Here is a 15550-nt window from a genome sequence, read left to right on the forward strand (position 1 = left end):
CTATCTGTCAAGTTCAACGGTTGAACAAACTCAGGTTTTCTGGGATTTGGGTGTCCGATTACCAAAGCCCATGGGGTGGCTGGTAAAGAGCCCAAAACTAGGTGTTGACAGATGGTAGAGGCAATGGTACTCTTAGTTTGTACAAAGAGCAAACAAACTGTATATGCCACAGTATCGTTTCGGGATTATTGAGCCTTCAGCCAAAGTATAGAGAAGAGTATGAGAATTAACAACAACAACTTTCAGAAGAATGCAAACACATCCCTCGTTGCCCAACTGATTTGGAAAAGTCCTGGGATCAGCAGAGTGGATATTGCCCGGGAGCTGAGCCTCTACCGTTCCACTGTCACGAACATCATCTCCTCCCTGATCGACAACGACATTGTCTATGAAGGGGAAGAGGGAAGTGGGATGAGCCGTGGTGGGCGCAAACCCATCATCCTGCGGCTCAACGAGAAGTTTGGCTGTGTGGTTGGCTTTGATATCCAGCCCTCCCACTATCGTGCGGTAATAGTGGACATTACGGGTGCTTTGCTGTTCGAGGAGAAGGGGGCCATCCCCAAGGTCGATTTTGAGGGAATCCTCACCTTCCTCATGGATCTTGCCCTGAAAGGTGTTGAAAGTACGGGTTTGCCCTTGCTGGCAGTTTGTGTTGGCGTTCCAGGTATAGTAAACTCTGAGAACGGGATCATTGAGTATGCCGAGCCGTTCAACCTTCGCCACTTTGACCTGCACTCCTTCTTTGCAAGCAGGTATGCCGTTCCCGTTTTTGTCGAGAACGATGCCAACTGTACCGCATGGTTGGAGATGACCATAAACCGCACGATAAAGCTTGGGGATTTCATCTGCCTGTTGGCAGACTATCATGAAGGTAACTACCAGTTTGGTGACCGTTCAGGCATTGGGGTAGGGATTGGGCTTTCCATCGGTGGAAAGGTCTATCATGGTTCACATTCCAGCGCTGGTGAGTTTTGCTCCCTTAGCTGGAGGGGGGACAGTATCGGGCAGACAGGGTTGGATGAGGCTCTCCTCATCCGGTCTGCCTACGATGAAGAGGCATGGAGGGTATGGATGGTTGATCTCTTCTCCTCCATGGTTCCCGTTGTTTCAGTCATGGACCCAAGGGTCATCTTCATACATGGGAAGCCTTTTAGCGACGAGAAGAAAATACTTTCCCTGCTGGAGGCTGACTGCCCACAATTTTTGGCAATTCTGAAGAAGATCAAATGCAAGTTGATCTTCGATGCCCAGGATGAGTCTGTGGTTGCCAAAGGGGCTGCCATGATGTACTTGCAGAAGTTGTTTGCAGTGCCTGAGCTGTCGGAGATCGAAAGTCGTTCGCATTTTGATTGGGATGATGTCATCGACCAGGCAAACAGGAAAAAAATCTATACCAAGAACGGTTTGGGAGTTGGCAATGAGTAAAGAGCGAGCTAAGAAGGATACCCTCAACTCCGCATTGGGTGAACAACAGCGGTCGTATTGGCTGCTCGTCTTGCCCGCTGTGGTGATATATCTCTCGGTAATGGCATTCCCCACCATTTTTTCCGTTGTGCTGAGCATGACAAACTTTAATGGGGGAAAAGTCTTTGGAGGAAGGGTCCCGATAGAGTTTGTTGGCCTGAAATGGTACAAGCAGCTTTTTGTCGATGAGTATTTCTATCTCGCGCTGAAGAACAACTTGTGGATAGTCATGGTCTCGGTGTTTGGCCAGATTCCTCTTGGGTTCTTCCTTGCCTACGTGCTCTACAGAGGCCTGGTCAAGAAGACCGACTTCTTTCAGACGATGATCTACCTGCCCTGTGTCATTTCCACCGTAGTCATCGGTATCCTGTGGAAATCCTTCTTTGCACCCTATGGGGCATTCCCGGAGATCATGCGCCTGTTCAATCCAGCCTATGAGTATGGGCTTTCCAACCACCCAATCCTCCCTGTCCTGTTTGTAATCCTCTGGATGTACACCGGTACCTATCTGATCATCTTCATGGCAAATCTGCAGAAGATCGACAGTGCGGTCATCGAGGCTGCCAGGATCGACGGGGCCTCAGAGGTGCAGTCGTTGCGGTACATCATACTACCGGCCCTTTCAGGGGTGATTGTAACCAGCTGCATCCTTGCCATCAGCGGATCGTTGAAGAGCTTCGACCTCATCTATGTGATGACCGGGGGAGGGCCTGCCAACCGCACCAGTGTCCTCTCTGTCTATATGTTCGACAAGGCTTTCAAGGGCGCTCCAAGGTATCCATTGGCGAACGCCATCAGCACGGTGATGGTCACCATCAGTTTCATGCTTATCGGCCTTACCAAGTGGGCCGAGAGCAAGTTCGGGGGGAGGGAATAATATGCCAGACATCAAGGATACCAAAAGCATAGGGGCCAGGATCAATCTGTTCCTGACCTACCTGATACTGCTCTTCTTTACGGTCATGGCGATCTACCCGCTCTTCTGGTTGCTTCTCAACTCATTCAAGACAACCACCGAGTTCCAGCTCAACAAGCTAGGGTTTCCCCGGGATTGGACGTTGATAAACTACAAGGATTCCTGGGTGCGTGGAAAATTCCCACACCTTATCCTCAACAGCATGTTCTACACGGGCATTACCACAGTGGTAACCCTGGTCCTCTCCTTTATGGCGGGCTTTGCGTTTGCAAAGATCCCCAACAAGGCAACGAAGCTGTTGCACGGTTCCTTCATCATTGGGTTGCTGCTGACCCTGCAGTCGATCATGGTGCCCTTGTTTTTGCTGATCAACTGGACAGGCCTCTACAATACCCGGTTGGGGGTCCTCATACCCTACATTGGCATCGCGATGCCGATGGGCATCTACCTGGGTACCGACTACATCAAGAGCATTCCCAATGCCCTTATCGAGTCGGCCCGGCTTGACGGGGCCACCTATTTCAGGATTTTCCGCTCCATCATCATACCCATGGCCCTGCCAGTGGGGGTGACGCTTGCAATCCTGACGGTAACCGGTACGTGGAATGAATTTATGCTCATCAATATCCTTACCAGCAGTGATGCGTTGAAGAGCCTTCCTGTAGGGGTTCAGAAGTTTGCCGGAGCGCTTTCCAGTGACTTTGGCAAGCAGTTTGCTGCTCTGGTAATTGGGTTGGTTCCTATGCTGGCATTCTATCTTGGTTTCCGCAAAGAGATCACCAAGGGTGTGGCTGCAGGCGCAGTAAAAGGCTAAGTGGTCTGGATTTGATATTCTTGCCAAACTCTTGACAAAAAAGTTTGACAGGTATGTAACACCATGATACTATTAGTTTGTACAAAGTATGAACTAAAGAGAATAGGATGTTTTCCTCGCTTTATTAAGGAAAACAAACAGGGAAGGCAATTGGCAAACCAATTGCGATGTATACAGGTAATGAGTCATTAGGAGGTAACAATGACTGGTATGAAGAGAGTTTCAATTGTAGCCCTTGCTCTGCTCATGGTCGTCTCGGCGGCTTTTGCACAGGGAACCAAGGAAAATGCGGCTGCCGCAGGGCAGGTAGAACTGACTGTTCTGAACTACATCGACATGTCGGAACCGAACAGCGCGAATGAGATCGCCATGATCTGGGACAAGTTCTCTGCAGATAATCCGGACATCAAGATTGTCCGTGAGGATCTGTTCAACGAGCCCTTCCACCAGAAGACAGAAGCCTATGTTGCCAGTGGCAAGCTTCCTGACGTACTGTACATGTGGCCCAGCGGCCGCTCAACCAGCCTCCATACCACCCACAGCGTGAAAGACCTCATGCCGTTCCTGGTAAAAGATGGTCTGGTAAGCTCCTACAACCCCGCCACCCTGGTACCCCAGTTTGCCGGATATGTTGCTGAGCTCCCCAATGGCATCACCACCACCCACATGCTCTATGTCAACACCAAGGTGCTGAGAGACAATGGCCTTACGATGCCCAAGACCTATGAAGAGATGAAGGCTATGGTACAGCCTTTGAAAGCAAAGGGCATCGACTTGATCGCCATGGACAACATGGATGCTTGGGTCATGCAGAGTTGCCTCTTCTCCATGGTAGTTGGTCGTATGGGTGGAACAGATTGGTTCCCCATGCTTGAAGCTGGAAAGATCAACTTCAACGATGCTTGGTTCGTCAACTCCCTCAAGCTGATCGACGACATGTACAAGTCCGGTATGATCAACCGCAACAGCCTCACCAGCCCCTATGGCTCAAGCCGTGGCAGATTCGCTACAGGTAAGGCCGCCTTCTATATCGATGGTGACTGGTCAACTGGTTCCTTCCAGACTGATACCACCACCGGTCAGGCTCTCATCGATCGCAAGGGACAGGAAGAGGATTTTGAGTTGGTCGTCATGCCCGCCCTCCCCGGCGAAGTGATCCACAACTCCAACAGTGGTGTCCTTGGAACCGGTTGGGGAATGAGTGCCAACCTTGCTGCTGGTTCTGCAAAAGAACAGGCCGCTTGGCGCCTGATCAAGTTCCTCCAGGGCGAATATGTACAGACATACCGCCTGTCCATCGGTGCTTCCTTCCCATCCAACCTCAAGGTTGATGTGGCCAAGGTTGTAAAGGATGCAAATCTTGAGCCTTTCGTAGCCAAGAGAGCTGCCTACTATGCTGCCTACAACACGATCACCCCGGTTATCGATGGTGTACTTGCTGGTGATGTCTACAACGTAATCAACACTGGCCTGCAGGAAATCGGCCTTGGTTCCAAGACTCCTGTCCTGGTTGCTTCTGAGGTACAGAAGGCATGGGATGCCTGGAAAGCCAGCAACAAGTAACCATCCAAGAAACATCGTACTTTCCAGGAGGGACCAGCAATGGTCCCTCCTGTTTGCATCTGTAGCAAGGCTTGTTTTCCTCCATTGCAAGACGGATACAATAGGGGTAAAGGTAGGTGAAGGACAAAATAATTGGGGTGCTTTCACACCCCAATGCCAAGCGAAGTAGCCTTCTTCCTAAGCGCTAACGGCTGCTGCCATAGAGGTCGAATATCTTCAGCTTCTTTTTGAAATTCTCGAGCGTGATCTTCTCCCTCGTCCTGAAGATGACCATCTTCTGGGCTGTCGGCCTGACGCTGAAGAGGTTGTCGGAAAAGGTACCTGGCACATCCCCAGCATCAAGGGCAACCTGAAAGGCAGGGGCCTTGCAGCTTACGGTCACGGAGAACCCCTCCTGGGCTTTCTCAATGCGCATCTCCAGCCCTGGGTCAACAAGCCTGCAACGCTTGGGACGGCTAAGCAGGATGACATTCTCCACATAGAGGTCGTCGGTCTTCAGCTTGAAGTATATGAACATCTCCTTTGCATCGATGGATGTCTTGGAGATATCGATGGTGCAGACCTTGGTGCTGCTCTGTGGCAGAAAGTCCATCCTGTACTCTTTCTTCGATACTTTCTCCCCGTTGAACCGGCATATCTTGACTGATACCTTTGCATCGAGGAGGGGTGTGCTCTTGTCATGGACTACAAAGACCTCAACCTTTCCCTCCTCTTTCATGTACGCGATGGGCAGTGACGGTGCAAAGAACTGTTTGGCAGCATGGTGGAGCAGTTTCCACTTTCCTGTGTAGTCGATCGAGGACCAGGAGGCAACAGGCCAGTTGTCGTTCAGCTGCCAGTAGAGGGTGCCCATGCAGTGGGGACGGGTAGTCCTCCAGTATTCGATCGCGGTCTTCATCGCCATCGCCTGCTGTACCTGTGAGAGGTAGAGCATCTGTTCGAAATTGCTGGGGAAACGGAAGTATCGGGAGAAGTTCTCGATGATGATGGAGTTGCCCCTGTCGTTCTTCTGGTGATGTTCCATCACCTCGCTGGTAAGGTTGTGTTCTGAAAGGGGTGCATAGGTCTCGACCGTCGAGAGGGAGGGGAAGCTCTGGTACCCGAACTCGCTGACAAAGCGTGGGTTGATCGAGTAGTAGGCCTCAAAAGGCTTGCCTTCATGCCAGACCGACCAGAAGTGCATATCCCCCTTGTTGTCATCGTGCCAGTTGTCGGAGTAGTCTCCAGGACCTGCAGAAGGGCTTGATGGCCACCACTGCCTGTGAGGGTCCAGCTCCTTTATCACTCTTCCGACGGTCCCTTCATTGAGCCTGTCGTAGTCGATGACATACCTCCATGGGTTGTTCTTGGACTCCTCATACCAGCTGATGGCACCCAGGTCCTCATTGTTTCCACACCACAGGGCAATGCTGGCATGGTCGCGCAACCGGGGAATCTGATAGCGGAGCTCAGCCTCCACATTGGCAAGGAAAGCCGGGTTGGAAGGGTACATGGAGCAGCTGAACATGCAGTCGTGCCAGAGCAGCAGGCCCTTCTCGTCACAGAGGTCGTAGAAGCACTCCATCTCGTAGAGGCCTCCACCCCAGATGCGCAGCATGTTCATGTTTGCATCAACACAGTCCTGGAGCAACTGCTCGTATCGGGTTTCCGTAATGCGTGAGAAGAGGGCATCGAGGGGAATCCAGTTGGCGCCCTTGGCAAAGATGTCCCGGCCGTTGACCGAGAAGGTCATGCTTTTGCCTTGCTTGTCGGCATCCTCCACCTTCTTGACCTCGATGGTCCTGAATCCGATGCGCTTGGATAGGGTTTGTCCCCCTATGGCAAGGTCCAGGATGTAGAGGGCCTGCTTGCCCTCACCAGAAGGCCACCACAACTCTACATCCTTGCAGATGAGGGTGAAGGTTAGCTTGTTCAGGCCGACCTTGAGCTCAACAAAGCCTTTCTGTTCTGTATTCCCCAGGACGGCTGTGCTTGCGAGCCTCTGCTCCTTTGCAGAGTTGTATATGACATGGATGCGAGCTTCCCAATCAGTCTCGTTCAGTTTTGTTGTGTCGGTTACCACCGATTCTATGATGCCCTCATCAATGAACTGGAGGAGGATAGGTTCATATACCCCAAAGCTCATGATGCAGGGGCCCCAGTCCCAACCGCTGTGGCATTGGGTCTTGCGGATGAGATTGCGGTGTTTTGCAGAGACGGGATAGACCGAGTAGGGGATGGGGTAGGCAAGCTTTGCAGCCTCCTGTATGGCCACGTTCTCAGCGCTGGCAAACTCAAGGGTTATGGTGTTTTCCCCAACGGTGAGCAAGGGCCTTATATCAAAGCGGAACCTGCGGAACTGGTTGTCGCAGTAGCCGGCCTTCTGTCCGTTGACCAGGACGGTGATGATGGTATCAGCCATGGTAAGGGTGATGACAGCGGCCCCTGAGGCAAGCTGTTCATCTGTTACGGAAAAATTCCTGCTCAGAGTCCAGCCATGCTGTCCAACCCATTGGATATCGAGCTCATTGGTCCCCCAATAGGGGTCTGCGATGAGCTGCTGTTCCAACAGCGCTGAATGGATGTCACCAGGTAGGGTGCAAGGTACTGCCGGGTTCTTGAGAAAATAGTTGCAGTAGGGAGCTACTGCCTTATTGTCTGTAGGGGAGAGGGACCATTGTCCGTTCAAGTCTATGGTATGCATGCATAATCCTCCTTCCTAAAGTATAGCATAGGAGCGAGAATAAAGCGTATTGCTGTCGTTCTTTTGTTGGGGTACACTCCAACTCAAGGAGCTACTTCATGCATACAAATCTATTCCGTACTCTTCTTCAGGAAAATCGTTCTTCGATGGGGACACGAATCCTCAGCACCTGGCCTATCATGGTCGAGGCGGTAGGGGCCTCCAAACAATTTGACTATATCGAGTTTGTGGCGGAATATGCCCCGTTCACCGATGTCGACCTGGAGAATGTGGTACGAGCTGCGGAACTTCACCAGATGTCTTCGATGATAAAGATTGATTTTCAGAACCGGTTCTACGTAGCGCAACGGGCTCTGGCCGCAGGGTTCCAGAGCATCCTCTTTACCGACCACAAGAGCGCAGAAGAGGTGAGGAAATCGATTGAGGCCATCAGGGCTGACTCCCCTCAGGATGGAGGACGGTTTGGCAAGCCTACCCGCAGGTTCATCGGCTTTGAGCCCAACCTGAGCCAGATGGAGTACGCCCAGATGCTTCGCGATGTTGTGGTGGCCGTCATGGTCGAGAAACGACAGGCACTGGATGAGCTTGAGGCGATCTGCTCAGTTGAGGGAGTGGACATGGTACAGTTCGGACCCTCTGACTACGCGATGAACAGCGGCTGGAACTTCTCCGAACACAAGGTTGAGGTAAGGGACGCCGAAAAGCGGATGATCGAGATAGCCCTTTCCAGGGGAGTGCAGCCCCGGTGTGAGATCAACACTGCCCAGGAGGCACAGCCCTATATGGCCTTGGGTGTGAAGCACTTCTGCCTTGGTGATGAGCTGAGGAACAATATGGTCTACTGGAACAAGGAGGGCAAGGCCCTGAGGGATATTGTGGTTCAAAAGGGGTAAAATCCTTTCCTTGCCAGTGCAGGGCCACACTCTTTGGACAGAACAGCGGCCTCCGGTTAGGAGGCCGCTGTAAAGATAAACAATCGCTAGATTTGTAATCTTTTCATCAGGTAGCTGTGAAGGTGAAGGTTACGGTTCCCGAATACGAGCCCGATACTGCAGAATCAAAGGTTGTTGCATCGACGGAGAGGGAGATCGCATGTGATTGCGCCTGGAGGGTTCCAAGGGAGGCGACGGTGAGGACAGTCACCGCAGTAGGGTCAGTAGCACCACCGGTGGTAAGGTCTACGCTGTTTACCCCAACGGTATAATCGATATAGGAATCAACTGAACTTACGGTACTCTTCATAGCCGAGGCTCCCATCGTTACCGTATAGCCGGTTCTCTTGTTGGAGAGAGTTGTCAGATATGCAGCAAATGTCTGGTCCCCGCTGGTTGATATCGGAAGTTCTTCGAAATCGGTAAGGGCATTGTATGCGGCTACAGTATGGGTGGAAAGTGCTGCTGTCGTAATTTTCATAAGCCCGATCTCATCAATGGTAGTGGTGACAGTAAAGTTGTCAGATACTGCAAAGATGGATGTGCTGGCAAGTAGTAGTACCAAAAGTACTGCGATGGTTGTCTTTTTCATTGATGGTCTCCTTCAGGAGCAATGCCCCTAACACATACCCAAGTTTCTTTCTCTTAAGTACACTACTATAGTAGGGATTAGATGCCTCATATGTCAATAGCTAGATATATTATTTGATAGAAATATTTTATTATTAAATAAACAGTTTTTAAATACATATAGAATATCTATTTAATGATAAACAATACGATTTAACCTTGTGACAGGTGAATATGCCAGTGCCCTGACTATATCCTAGTAAAAATAATATTTCTGGTTGCGTATATTGGTGAACCATACAATGTATTGGCTCATAGCCTCTCTATAGATACTCTCAGATATCGTATTTGCCTTGTATCATTTGACTGTCGCACCCTATAGGAAACCAAGGTGGGAAGATGACACAAGAATGGGCTACCGCATTGCGATAGCCCATCCATAGAAGAAGCTACGATCAGATCTGGTTGTTACTTTGCAGCCTGTTCCAAGGCAAGGGTGCGGGTTGTCTGGTCACACACTTGGGTTGGGCCGAAGTACTGCACAGCTCCTGGATAGACGAAACAGGTCTCTCGTGCCCACTTTTGGCGATGTTCGGCAAAATACTTGAAAGGTGCACCGTCAAGTTCGACCAAAGCCTTCTTGATGACAGGCTTCATTGAGCCGTGGCGCTGCTCGAGGTTCATCATCATCGTTATGGGGATTCCTCCTGCCTGCCACTTGTCAGCGGGGAGTGAGAGGTTGGTAACCGAGGAGATGTAGCCGGTAAGGTCTCCTCCGATGAGCATGAATGCGTTGTAGCCAAGGCTATAGCAGTAGTCTGCATCAAAGTTGGTGGGGAATGCACATCTGCCCTCATAGCCGAAGAAGTGGGTCATGGTGCTGAACTTCCCAGAATAGGTCCCTTCTGACTTCATCTTCTTCAGGCGGGCATCGACCATCGAGGCGAGCAGCTTGTCGGTCTCGATCCTTGAGACCTGGACGTTCCCATGAGGGTCCCTGTCCATGAGCAGCTGTTTCTTGATGTCGCTTGGGAGGATGGAGAATACGTTGCGGCTCGCTTGGGAGAGCCTTTCAGAAACAAAGGTGATTCGCTCTGAGCTGTCGTTGCAGGCTGAGAAGGCGACGATATCCTTGGCAAGGAGGTTGTTGATCTCCTCAATGAGGTACTTAATCTCGGGGATGAACTCGACAAGCCCTTCTGGGATGAGCACGACACCGAAGTTGTTGCCATCCTCGGCCCTTGCGGCAACGGCATCAGCGATGTAGTTGACGATGCTGGTCAGCGACTGCTTGTTCGCCTCAACCTCTTCGCTTATGAGGCAGATGTTGGGCTGGGTCTCCAGGGCGCATTCGAGGGCGATGTGGCTGGCGCTGCGTCCCATAAGCTTGATGAAGTGCCAGTATTTCTTTGCACTGTTGGCATCACGCTCGATGTTGCCGATGAGCTCGCTGTATGTCTTGGTTGCGGTATCGAACCCGAAGGAGATCTCGATGGATTCGTTTTTCAGGTCGCCGTCAATGGTCTTGGGACACCCAATGACCTGGATGCCATGGTCATGCTGCTTGAAGTACTCTGCAAGGACAGCTGCGTTGGTGTTTGAGTCATCGCCGCCGATGATGACCAGGGCAGAGACATCATGCTGCTTGCAAACCTTGGCACAGATCTCAAACTGCTCTTCGGTCTCTAACTTGGTCCTTCCGCTACCAATGATGTCAAAGCCACCGGTATTGCGGAAAGGAGCAAGAAATTCCTTGTCGATGAGGATGTAGGAGTCCTCGAGAATGCCACTGGGGCCGCCTTTGAATCCAAGCAGTTGGTTACCGGGATTTGCTGCCTTGAGGGCATCGAAGAGACCGCTGATGACGTTGTGTCCACCGGGGGCCTGGCCACCGCTGAGGATCACCCCGACATTCCGCCTATCGGAGATCTTCTTGTTCTTTCCCTTTGCAAAGGAGATGGCGGGAAGGCCGCAGGTATTGGGGAAGAGGGCCTTGATGGCTTCCTTGTCATGGGCTGGGGAGGTCTCTGCTCCTTCTATCGGCAGGATTGTCCTGATGTCCTCCCTAAGGATGGATGGAAGTTTTGGCTGGTACTCATAGCGCAGTTTCTGTAGTGGTGATATGTCCATGATGGCTCCTTTCTGTATTGGTTAGTGACCAGTGTAACCATAGAGCAAAACGGGAGTCCGTTTCAAGCGATACCAACCTTTTTGGATGGACAACTTGTACAGAATCTATAGTATGCAACACTTTATCACCTTTTTGTTGCACCCTTGCCAGCCATCTGGTATACCAACATGCAGGAGGTTGTGCATGCAAGCAAGAAGTCCTGTACATAGTGGGTGGCTGTTTTCTCCTGACTACCAGCCAAGCTATCGTGAACCCTCATTTGATGACTCCCTTTGGGAGGTTGTCGACCTCCCCCACACCAACGTGGTGTTGGACCGTCACTACGTTGATGAGGCCTCCTTCTGTTTTGTCTCGACCTACCGCAAGACCCTCCACATGGCCCTGCCCAAAGGGTATATGGCCACCATACGGTTTGAGGGGATCGCTTCCCAGGCGAAGGTCTTTGGTGATGGGGTGCTTCTTCACACCCACAAAGGGGGATATCTCCCCTTTGAGGTTGCATTGGGCAGCAAAGCTACCATCGCCCTTACTGTGGTGGTGGACAGCAGGGAAGATGGCGGGATCCCCCCCTTTGGAGGTAGCATAGACTACCTTACCTTTGGGGGCATCTATCGTGAGGTCTTCCTGCTTGTACATACCGAGCAGAGGATCCTCTCCCTGTTTGTTGAGAGCCACGACAGCGCTTCTGTCCAGTTCAGGGCGGAAGTCTCCTCTGCAAAGGGGGTAGGGTATGTTGCCCGCATCCTGGATGCGGAGAGGGAGATCGCCCGTATCGAGACTCTGGTGCTTACCCAATCATTCTCCTCTTGCTTCACCTCCCTCTCCCTTGAGCCTTGGTCCCCGGACAACCCCAAGCTCTACTGGCTTGAACTGGCTCTGGAGGAGGGGCAGGTAAAGAGGGTCCGTTTTGGATCACGGTCGGCTCGCTTTGCCAAGGATGGCTTCTACCTCAACGGGGAGAGGCTCAAGCTCATCGGACTGAACCGCCACCAGAGCTACCCCTATGTAGGGTATGCAATGGCCGAAAGCGGTCAGCGTGAGGATGCAATGAGGCTCAAGGAACTGGGAGTGGATATCGTAAGGACCAGCCACTATCCCCAGAGTCCCGCTTTCCTTGATGCCTGTGACGAGCTTGGCCTGCTTGTGTTTGAAGAGATCCCGGGCTGGCAACACCTCTCGGACGAAGAGGGGTGGCGCGCCCTCTGCCTGGAAAACGTGAAAGCCATGATAGAGCGGGACTTCAACCATCCCAGCATTGTCCTCTGGGGGGTACGGGTCAACGAAAGCGCTGATGACGATGAGCTCTATGCAAAGACCAATGAGCTTGCAAGAAAGCTCGACCCGGGCAGACAGACCGCCGGGGTACGCAACTTCGCCAAGAGTTCCTTTTTGGAGGATGTCTATACCTACAACGACTTCTCCCATGACGGGACCAATGCAGGCCTTGCCAAAAAACGAACCATCTGCAATACCGATTACCCCTATCTGGTGACCGAGTTTTGCGGCCATATGTTCCCCACCAAACGGTATGACTCCCCCCTCCATCGAGCCCAACATGCCATGAGACACTTTCGTACCCTCGATGCCATGTTTGGTTCGGAGGGGATAAGCGGGGCCATAGGGTGGTGCATGAACGACTACAACACCCATAGCAACTTCGGCAGCGGCGACCAGGTCTGCTACCACGGGGTGTGTGACCAGAACCGAAGCGCGAAGCTTGCCGCATACGTATATATGAGCCAGAAGGCTAAAGTCCCAGTGATGGTCGTATCATCGGAACCCAACAACGGGGATTTCCCCAAGGCCAGCCTGGGACCGCTCTTTGTTGCCACCAACTGCGATGCGGTGAGGGTGACCTATCAGCAGGAGCTTGTGGGCACCTACTACCCTGACCGCAAGGGCTTTCCCAACCTTCCCCATCCCCCTGTTATGCTCACTGACCTGATAGGAAAGCGGCTTGAAAAAGAGACCTACCTCTCCAGCAGGGATAGAAACGGGCTTAGGAAACTCCTCAACAAGGTGGGGAGCCAGGCAGGGGCCCTTACCTTGGTTGACAAGTTGCGTATGGGCTGGTTCCTTACCAGGTACCATCTCAAACGAAGTGATGCCGTCGGTCTTTTTTCCACCTATGTGGGCAATTGGGGCAAGGAGGCTTCTGTCTGGCACTTTGAGGGTCTTGTCGCCGGTGAGGTGGTATGTACCGAGACCTACGGAGAGAGCAAACAACCCTATCTGAGTGTAGAGTGCCGCTCACCCATCCTAGAGGAAAAGGAGACCTACGCAGTAGCCTGGATCAATGTTACCGTAAGGAAGAAGGGGATGACCCTGCCTCTTCCCTACGCCCATGAGCCCTTTACCGTCTCCCTCGATGGGCCTCTGAAGCTCATTTCCCCCTCTGTGGGGGTATGTGAAGGGGGGAGTGCTGTTGTCCTTGCTCGTACAATAGGGGTACAAGGGAGGGCAACCGTAACGATTTGCAGCGCCTTGGGTGACACGAGCCTCGATTTTACGATAACCTAAGGCATGTTTACCCTCTATGTTGACGCAGACTCCTGTCCAAAGAACCTTCGCACCATCTTGTTGAGGTGCATTGTCAAGAACAACTATGCCGCCTTCTTTGTTGCTGACCGTCCCTTGAAGGATGTGCAGACCGCCTATGAAGAGCATACGGTGCAACTGCGCAAGCAGGCAGAGCAGAATGGCGTTGAGGATGTGCGTTCGGTAAAAAGCCAGATTGTGAGTGTGGTTGTCGAGGCGGATATGGACAGTGCCGACAACTGGATCGTCGAGCATGCAACACCTCCCTGCCTGGCAATTACCCATGACATCCCTCTTGCAGCACGTCTGATCGAGAAGGGCATTCCCGTCATCGATGACAGGGGAGGTGTCTTTACCCCCGAGAACATGGCCCAGCGGCTTTCCATACGGAACGCCATGAAGGAGTTCCGTGAGATGGGTATCTTTAGCGAAAAGCACAAGAGCATGGGCCCGAAGGAGACCAAGGCCTTCTCGGATACCCTCAATGCCATGCTGCACAAGCTGACGGTGAAGCAATAGGTATTCTGTTGCTTCTTTTCCAGTGATGCGAAAAAAAGCCATTGTACTCTACAAACATGAAGAGGATCTCTCGTTTATGCTAGGCAAGGTCTCTCCCTTGCCCTGGTTGAGTTGCCATGCCCATCGCCTGCAAAGGTTGGCCCTCCCTGAGGAGTGCCACCTCCTGATCGGTCGGGTAGGGGACCTGCCTTCCCTGCTTAGGTTGAAGCGCCTGGTAGGGGGCTACCAGGAGATCCCCTTGGTGGCATTCACCCCTGAATCCCAGTTTCCCATCCTCAGGATGATGGACAGCCATACCTGCAGGATCGTGGAGGAGGGGATAGAGCCTCGGCTTCTTGGTGAGGCCATCCTCTCCCTGACCCAGGAAAAACGGACTGAGTGCAGGGAGGATCCCCCCTGCTCCCTTACCCTCAGGGAGAGGCAGGTTGTTGCCCTGCTGCTCAGTGGGGAGGACAACAAGGAGATAGCGAGCAAGCTTGGCATAAAGCTGTCGACGGTCTATGCCCACAAGAAAAACCTGTTTCTCAAGACGGGGATGCACTCCACCAGCCAGTTATTGGTATGGGCCATGCTCAAGGAGTTTGCTCCTTAGGGTACAGATGGAAGTTGGATATGTTTTTGATTGTTTGTTTTGGCGATATAGTTGTTGAAAAACATTAAGTTTACTGGTATTGTTCAGTTATAACCATTGTTTTAAACCAATATTCGTTTAAAAAGGTATAATTATGATCTTACAATACTCAGTCAGAAATTATAAGGTATTCAAGGATACCGCTACTATTAGCTTCATTGCCTCAAACTATGACAAGACGACTCTTGAATCAGAGAATGTCCATTCCATCGAAGAAAAAAAACTCCGTATCCTGACTTCTGCAGTTGTCTATGGAGCGAATGCATCGGGCAAGACAAAACTATTTGAATCGTTGGATTTTTTTAGGCGCTTTGTCATAAATTCATCAAAAGATGGGCAGCAGGGGAAATTAATCGAGACCCAACCTTTCCTCCTGTCAGAGACTACCGAGCATGAACCGAGTGAATTTGAAATCGTATTCCTCCATCATGGAGCTGTATATAGGTATGGTTTTGAAGCCACGAAAGAAAAAGTCCTGGCAGAGTGGCTTTTCTATAAGCCAGAGTCGTATGAGTTTCAGGTTTTTTATCGTGATACGGTTTCCTCTACGTTTGAGAGCCATGCTCGACACTTCAAGAAAGGAGCCATGCTGCATAAGGAAAATATGGTACGCCCCAATGCCCTCATGCTCTCAGTTGCTGCTCAATTCAACGATGAGATTTGTACAGATGTGGTCAATTGGTTTATGCATAAGTGCAAGGTTCTCTCAAGCATTAGGGAGGATGGCTACAAGGGATATACGATGAAGAGGATTAACCAGCAAAACTGCCATGATACAATGATGAACCT

The 15550-nt window shown here is 51.5% G+C and carries 12 protein-coding genes; 9 read left to right on the forward strand and 3 right to left on the reverse strand.

The genetic code is table 11. The annotated features are described in order from the left end of the window. The first annotated feature begins 219 nt into the window (after positions 1-219). The 4 genes from ROJ03_RS11450 to ROJ03_RS11465 all read left to right on the forward strand — a co-directional run bounded on the left by ROJ03_RS11450 (position 220) and on the right by ROJ03_RS11465 (position 4757). On the forward strand, positions 220-1425 hold the full coding sequence (locus tag ROJ03_RS11450; RefSeq protein ID WP_313727195.1) for an ROK family transcriptional regulator: 1206 nt from the start codon (positions 220-222) through the stop codon (positions 1423-1425). Beyond that, positions 1418-2341, forward strand: coding sequence for a sugar ABC transporter permease (locus ROJ03_RS11455; protein WP_313727196.1), 924 nt, complete (start codon positions 1418-1420; stop codon positions 2339-2341). The genes ROJ03_RS11450 and ROJ03_RS11455 overlap by 8 nt, the downstream gene beginning before the upstream one ends. Position 2342: 1 nt before the next feature. After that, on the forward strand, positions 2343-3194 hold the full coding sequence (locus ROJ03_RS11460; RefSeq protein WP_313727197.1) for a carbohydrate ABC transporter permease: 852 nt from the start codon (positions 2343-2345) through the stop codon (positions 3192-3194). A 210-nt stretch (positions 3195-3404) separates the two neighbouring features. After that, positions 3405-4757, forward strand: coding sequence for an ABC transporter substrate-binding protein (locus tag ROJ03_RS11465; protein ID WP_313727198.1), 1353 nt, complete (start codon positions 3405-3407; stop codon positions 4755-4757). Between the two features lie 184 nt (positions 4758-4941). Here the strand turns inward: ROJ03_RS11465 and ROJ03_RS11470 are convergent, their stop codons facing one another. Then, the gene (locus ROJ03_RS11470) at positions 4942-7440 is read right to left on the reverse strand and encodes a glycosyl hydrolase 2 galactose-binding domain-containing protein (RefSeq protein ID WP_313727199.1); all 2499 of its coding nucleotides are present in this window, start codon (positions 7438-7440) and stop codon (positions 4942-4944) included. Positions 7441-7538: 98 nt separating this feature from the next. On the opposite strand from ROJ03_RS11470, the gene ROJ03_RS11475 reads away from it, so the two are divergent. Continuing rightward, positions 7539-8333: an aldolase/citrate lyase family protein gene (locus ROJ03_RS11475; protein WP_313727200.1), complete on the forward strand. Its 795-nt coding sequence runs from the start codon at positions 7539-7541 to the stop codon at positions 8331-8333. A 106-nt stretch (positions 8334-8439) separates the two neighbouring features. On the opposite strand, the gene ROJ03_RS11480 is transcribed toward ROJ03_RS11475, so the two are convergent. Beyond that, positions 8440-8964, reverse strand: a complete 525-nt coding sequence (locus ROJ03_RS11480; RefSeq protein WP_313727201.1) for a hypothetical protein — start codon at positions 8962-8964, stop codon at positions 8440-8442. 446 nt (positions 8965-9410) lie between these two features. Then, positions 9411-11072 carry a diphosphate--fructose-6-phosphate 1-phosphotransferase gene (locus ROJ03_RS11485; RefSeq protein WP_313727202.1) on the reverse strand — a complete coding sequence of 554 codons (1662 nt, stop codon included), beginning with the start codon at positions 11070-11072 and terminating at the stop codon, positions 9411-9413. A 184-nt stretch (positions 11073-11256) separates the two neighbouring features. Between ROJ03_RS11485 and ROJ03_RS11490 the strand changes: the two genes are divergently transcribed. The 4 genes from ROJ03_RS11490 to ROJ03_RS11505 all read left to right on the forward strand — a co-directional run. Then, complete coding sequence (locus ROJ03_RS11490) at positions 11257-13593, forward strand: glycoside hydrolase family 2 TIM barrel-domain containing protein (protein ID WP_313727203.1); 2337 nt, start codon at positions 11257-11259, stop codon at positions 13591-13593. A 3-nt stretch (positions 13594-13596) separates the two neighbouring features. Further along, the gene (locus ROJ03_RS11495) at positions 13597-14130 is read left to right on the forward strand and encodes a DUF188 domain-containing protein (protein WP_313727204.1); all 534 of its coding nucleotides are present in this window, start codon (positions 13597-13599) and stop codon (positions 14128-14130) included. Positions 14131-14155: 25 nt separating this feature from the next. Next, positions 14156-14722: a helix-turn-helix transcriptional regulator gene (locus ROJ03_RS11500; protein ID WP_313727205.1), complete on the forward strand. Its 567-nt coding sequence runs from the start codon at positions 14156-14158 to the stop codon at positions 14720-14722. 133 nt (positions 14723-14855) lie between these two features. After that, positions 14856-15550 (forward strand): AAA family ATPase (locus tag ROJ03_RS11505; protein ID WP_313727206.1); only part of this gene is annotated, 695 nt, incomplete at its 3' end.

Origin of the sequence: Sphaerochaeta sp. PS, assembly GCF_032144095.1 — a bacterium.
In the GTDB taxonomy this organism is placed as follows: Bacteria; Spirochaetota; Spirochaetia; order Sphaerochaetales; family Sphaerochaetaceae; genus Sphaerochaeta.

Bases quoted from the DNA above. Each gene is read 5' to 3' on its own strand.
- ROJ03_RS11450 (WP_313727195.1), top strand. From the start codon at position 220: ATGAGAATTAACAACAACAACTTTCAGAAGAATGCAAACACATCCCTC.
- ROJ03_RS11455 (WP_313727196.1), top strand. From the start codon at position 1,418: ATGAGTAAAGAGCGAGCTAAGAAGGATACCCTCAACTCCGCATTGGGT.
- ROJ03_RS11460 (WP_313727197.1), top strand. From the start codon at position 2,343: ATGCCAGACATCAAGGATACCAAAAGCATAGGGGCCAGGATCAATCTG.
- ROJ03_RS11465 (WP_313727198.1), top strand. From the start codon at position 3,405: ATGAAGAGAGTTTCAATTGTAGCCCTTGCTCTGCTCATGGTCGTCTCG.
- ROJ03_RS11470 (WP_313727199.1), bottom strand. From the start codon at position 7,440: ATGCATACCATAGACTTGAACGGACAATGGTCCCTCTCCCCTACAGAC.
- ROJ03_RS11475 (WP_313727200.1), top strand. From the start codon at position 7,539: ATGCATACAAATCTATTCCGTACTCTTCTTCAGGAAAATCGTTCTTCG.
- ROJ03_RS11480 (WP_313727201.1), bottom strand. From the start codon at position 8,964: ATGAAAAAGACAACCATCGCAGTACTTTTGGTACTACTACTTGCCAGC.
- ROJ03_RS11485 (WP_313727202.1), bottom strand. From the start codon at position 11,072: ATGGACATATCACCACTACAGAAACTGCGCTATGAGTACCAGCCAAAA.
- ROJ03_RS11490 (WP_313727203.1), top strand. From the start codon at position 11,257: ATGCAAGCAAGAAGTCCTGTACATAGTGGGTGGCTGTTTTCTCCTGAC.
- ROJ03_RS11495 (WP_313727204.1), top strand. From the start codon at position 13,597: ATGTTTACCCTCTATGTTGACGCAGACTCCTGTCCAAAGAACCTTCGC.
- ROJ03_RS11500 (WP_313727205.1), top strand. From the start codon at position 14,156: ATGCGAAAAAAAGCCATTGTACTCTACAAACATGAAGAGGATCTCTCG.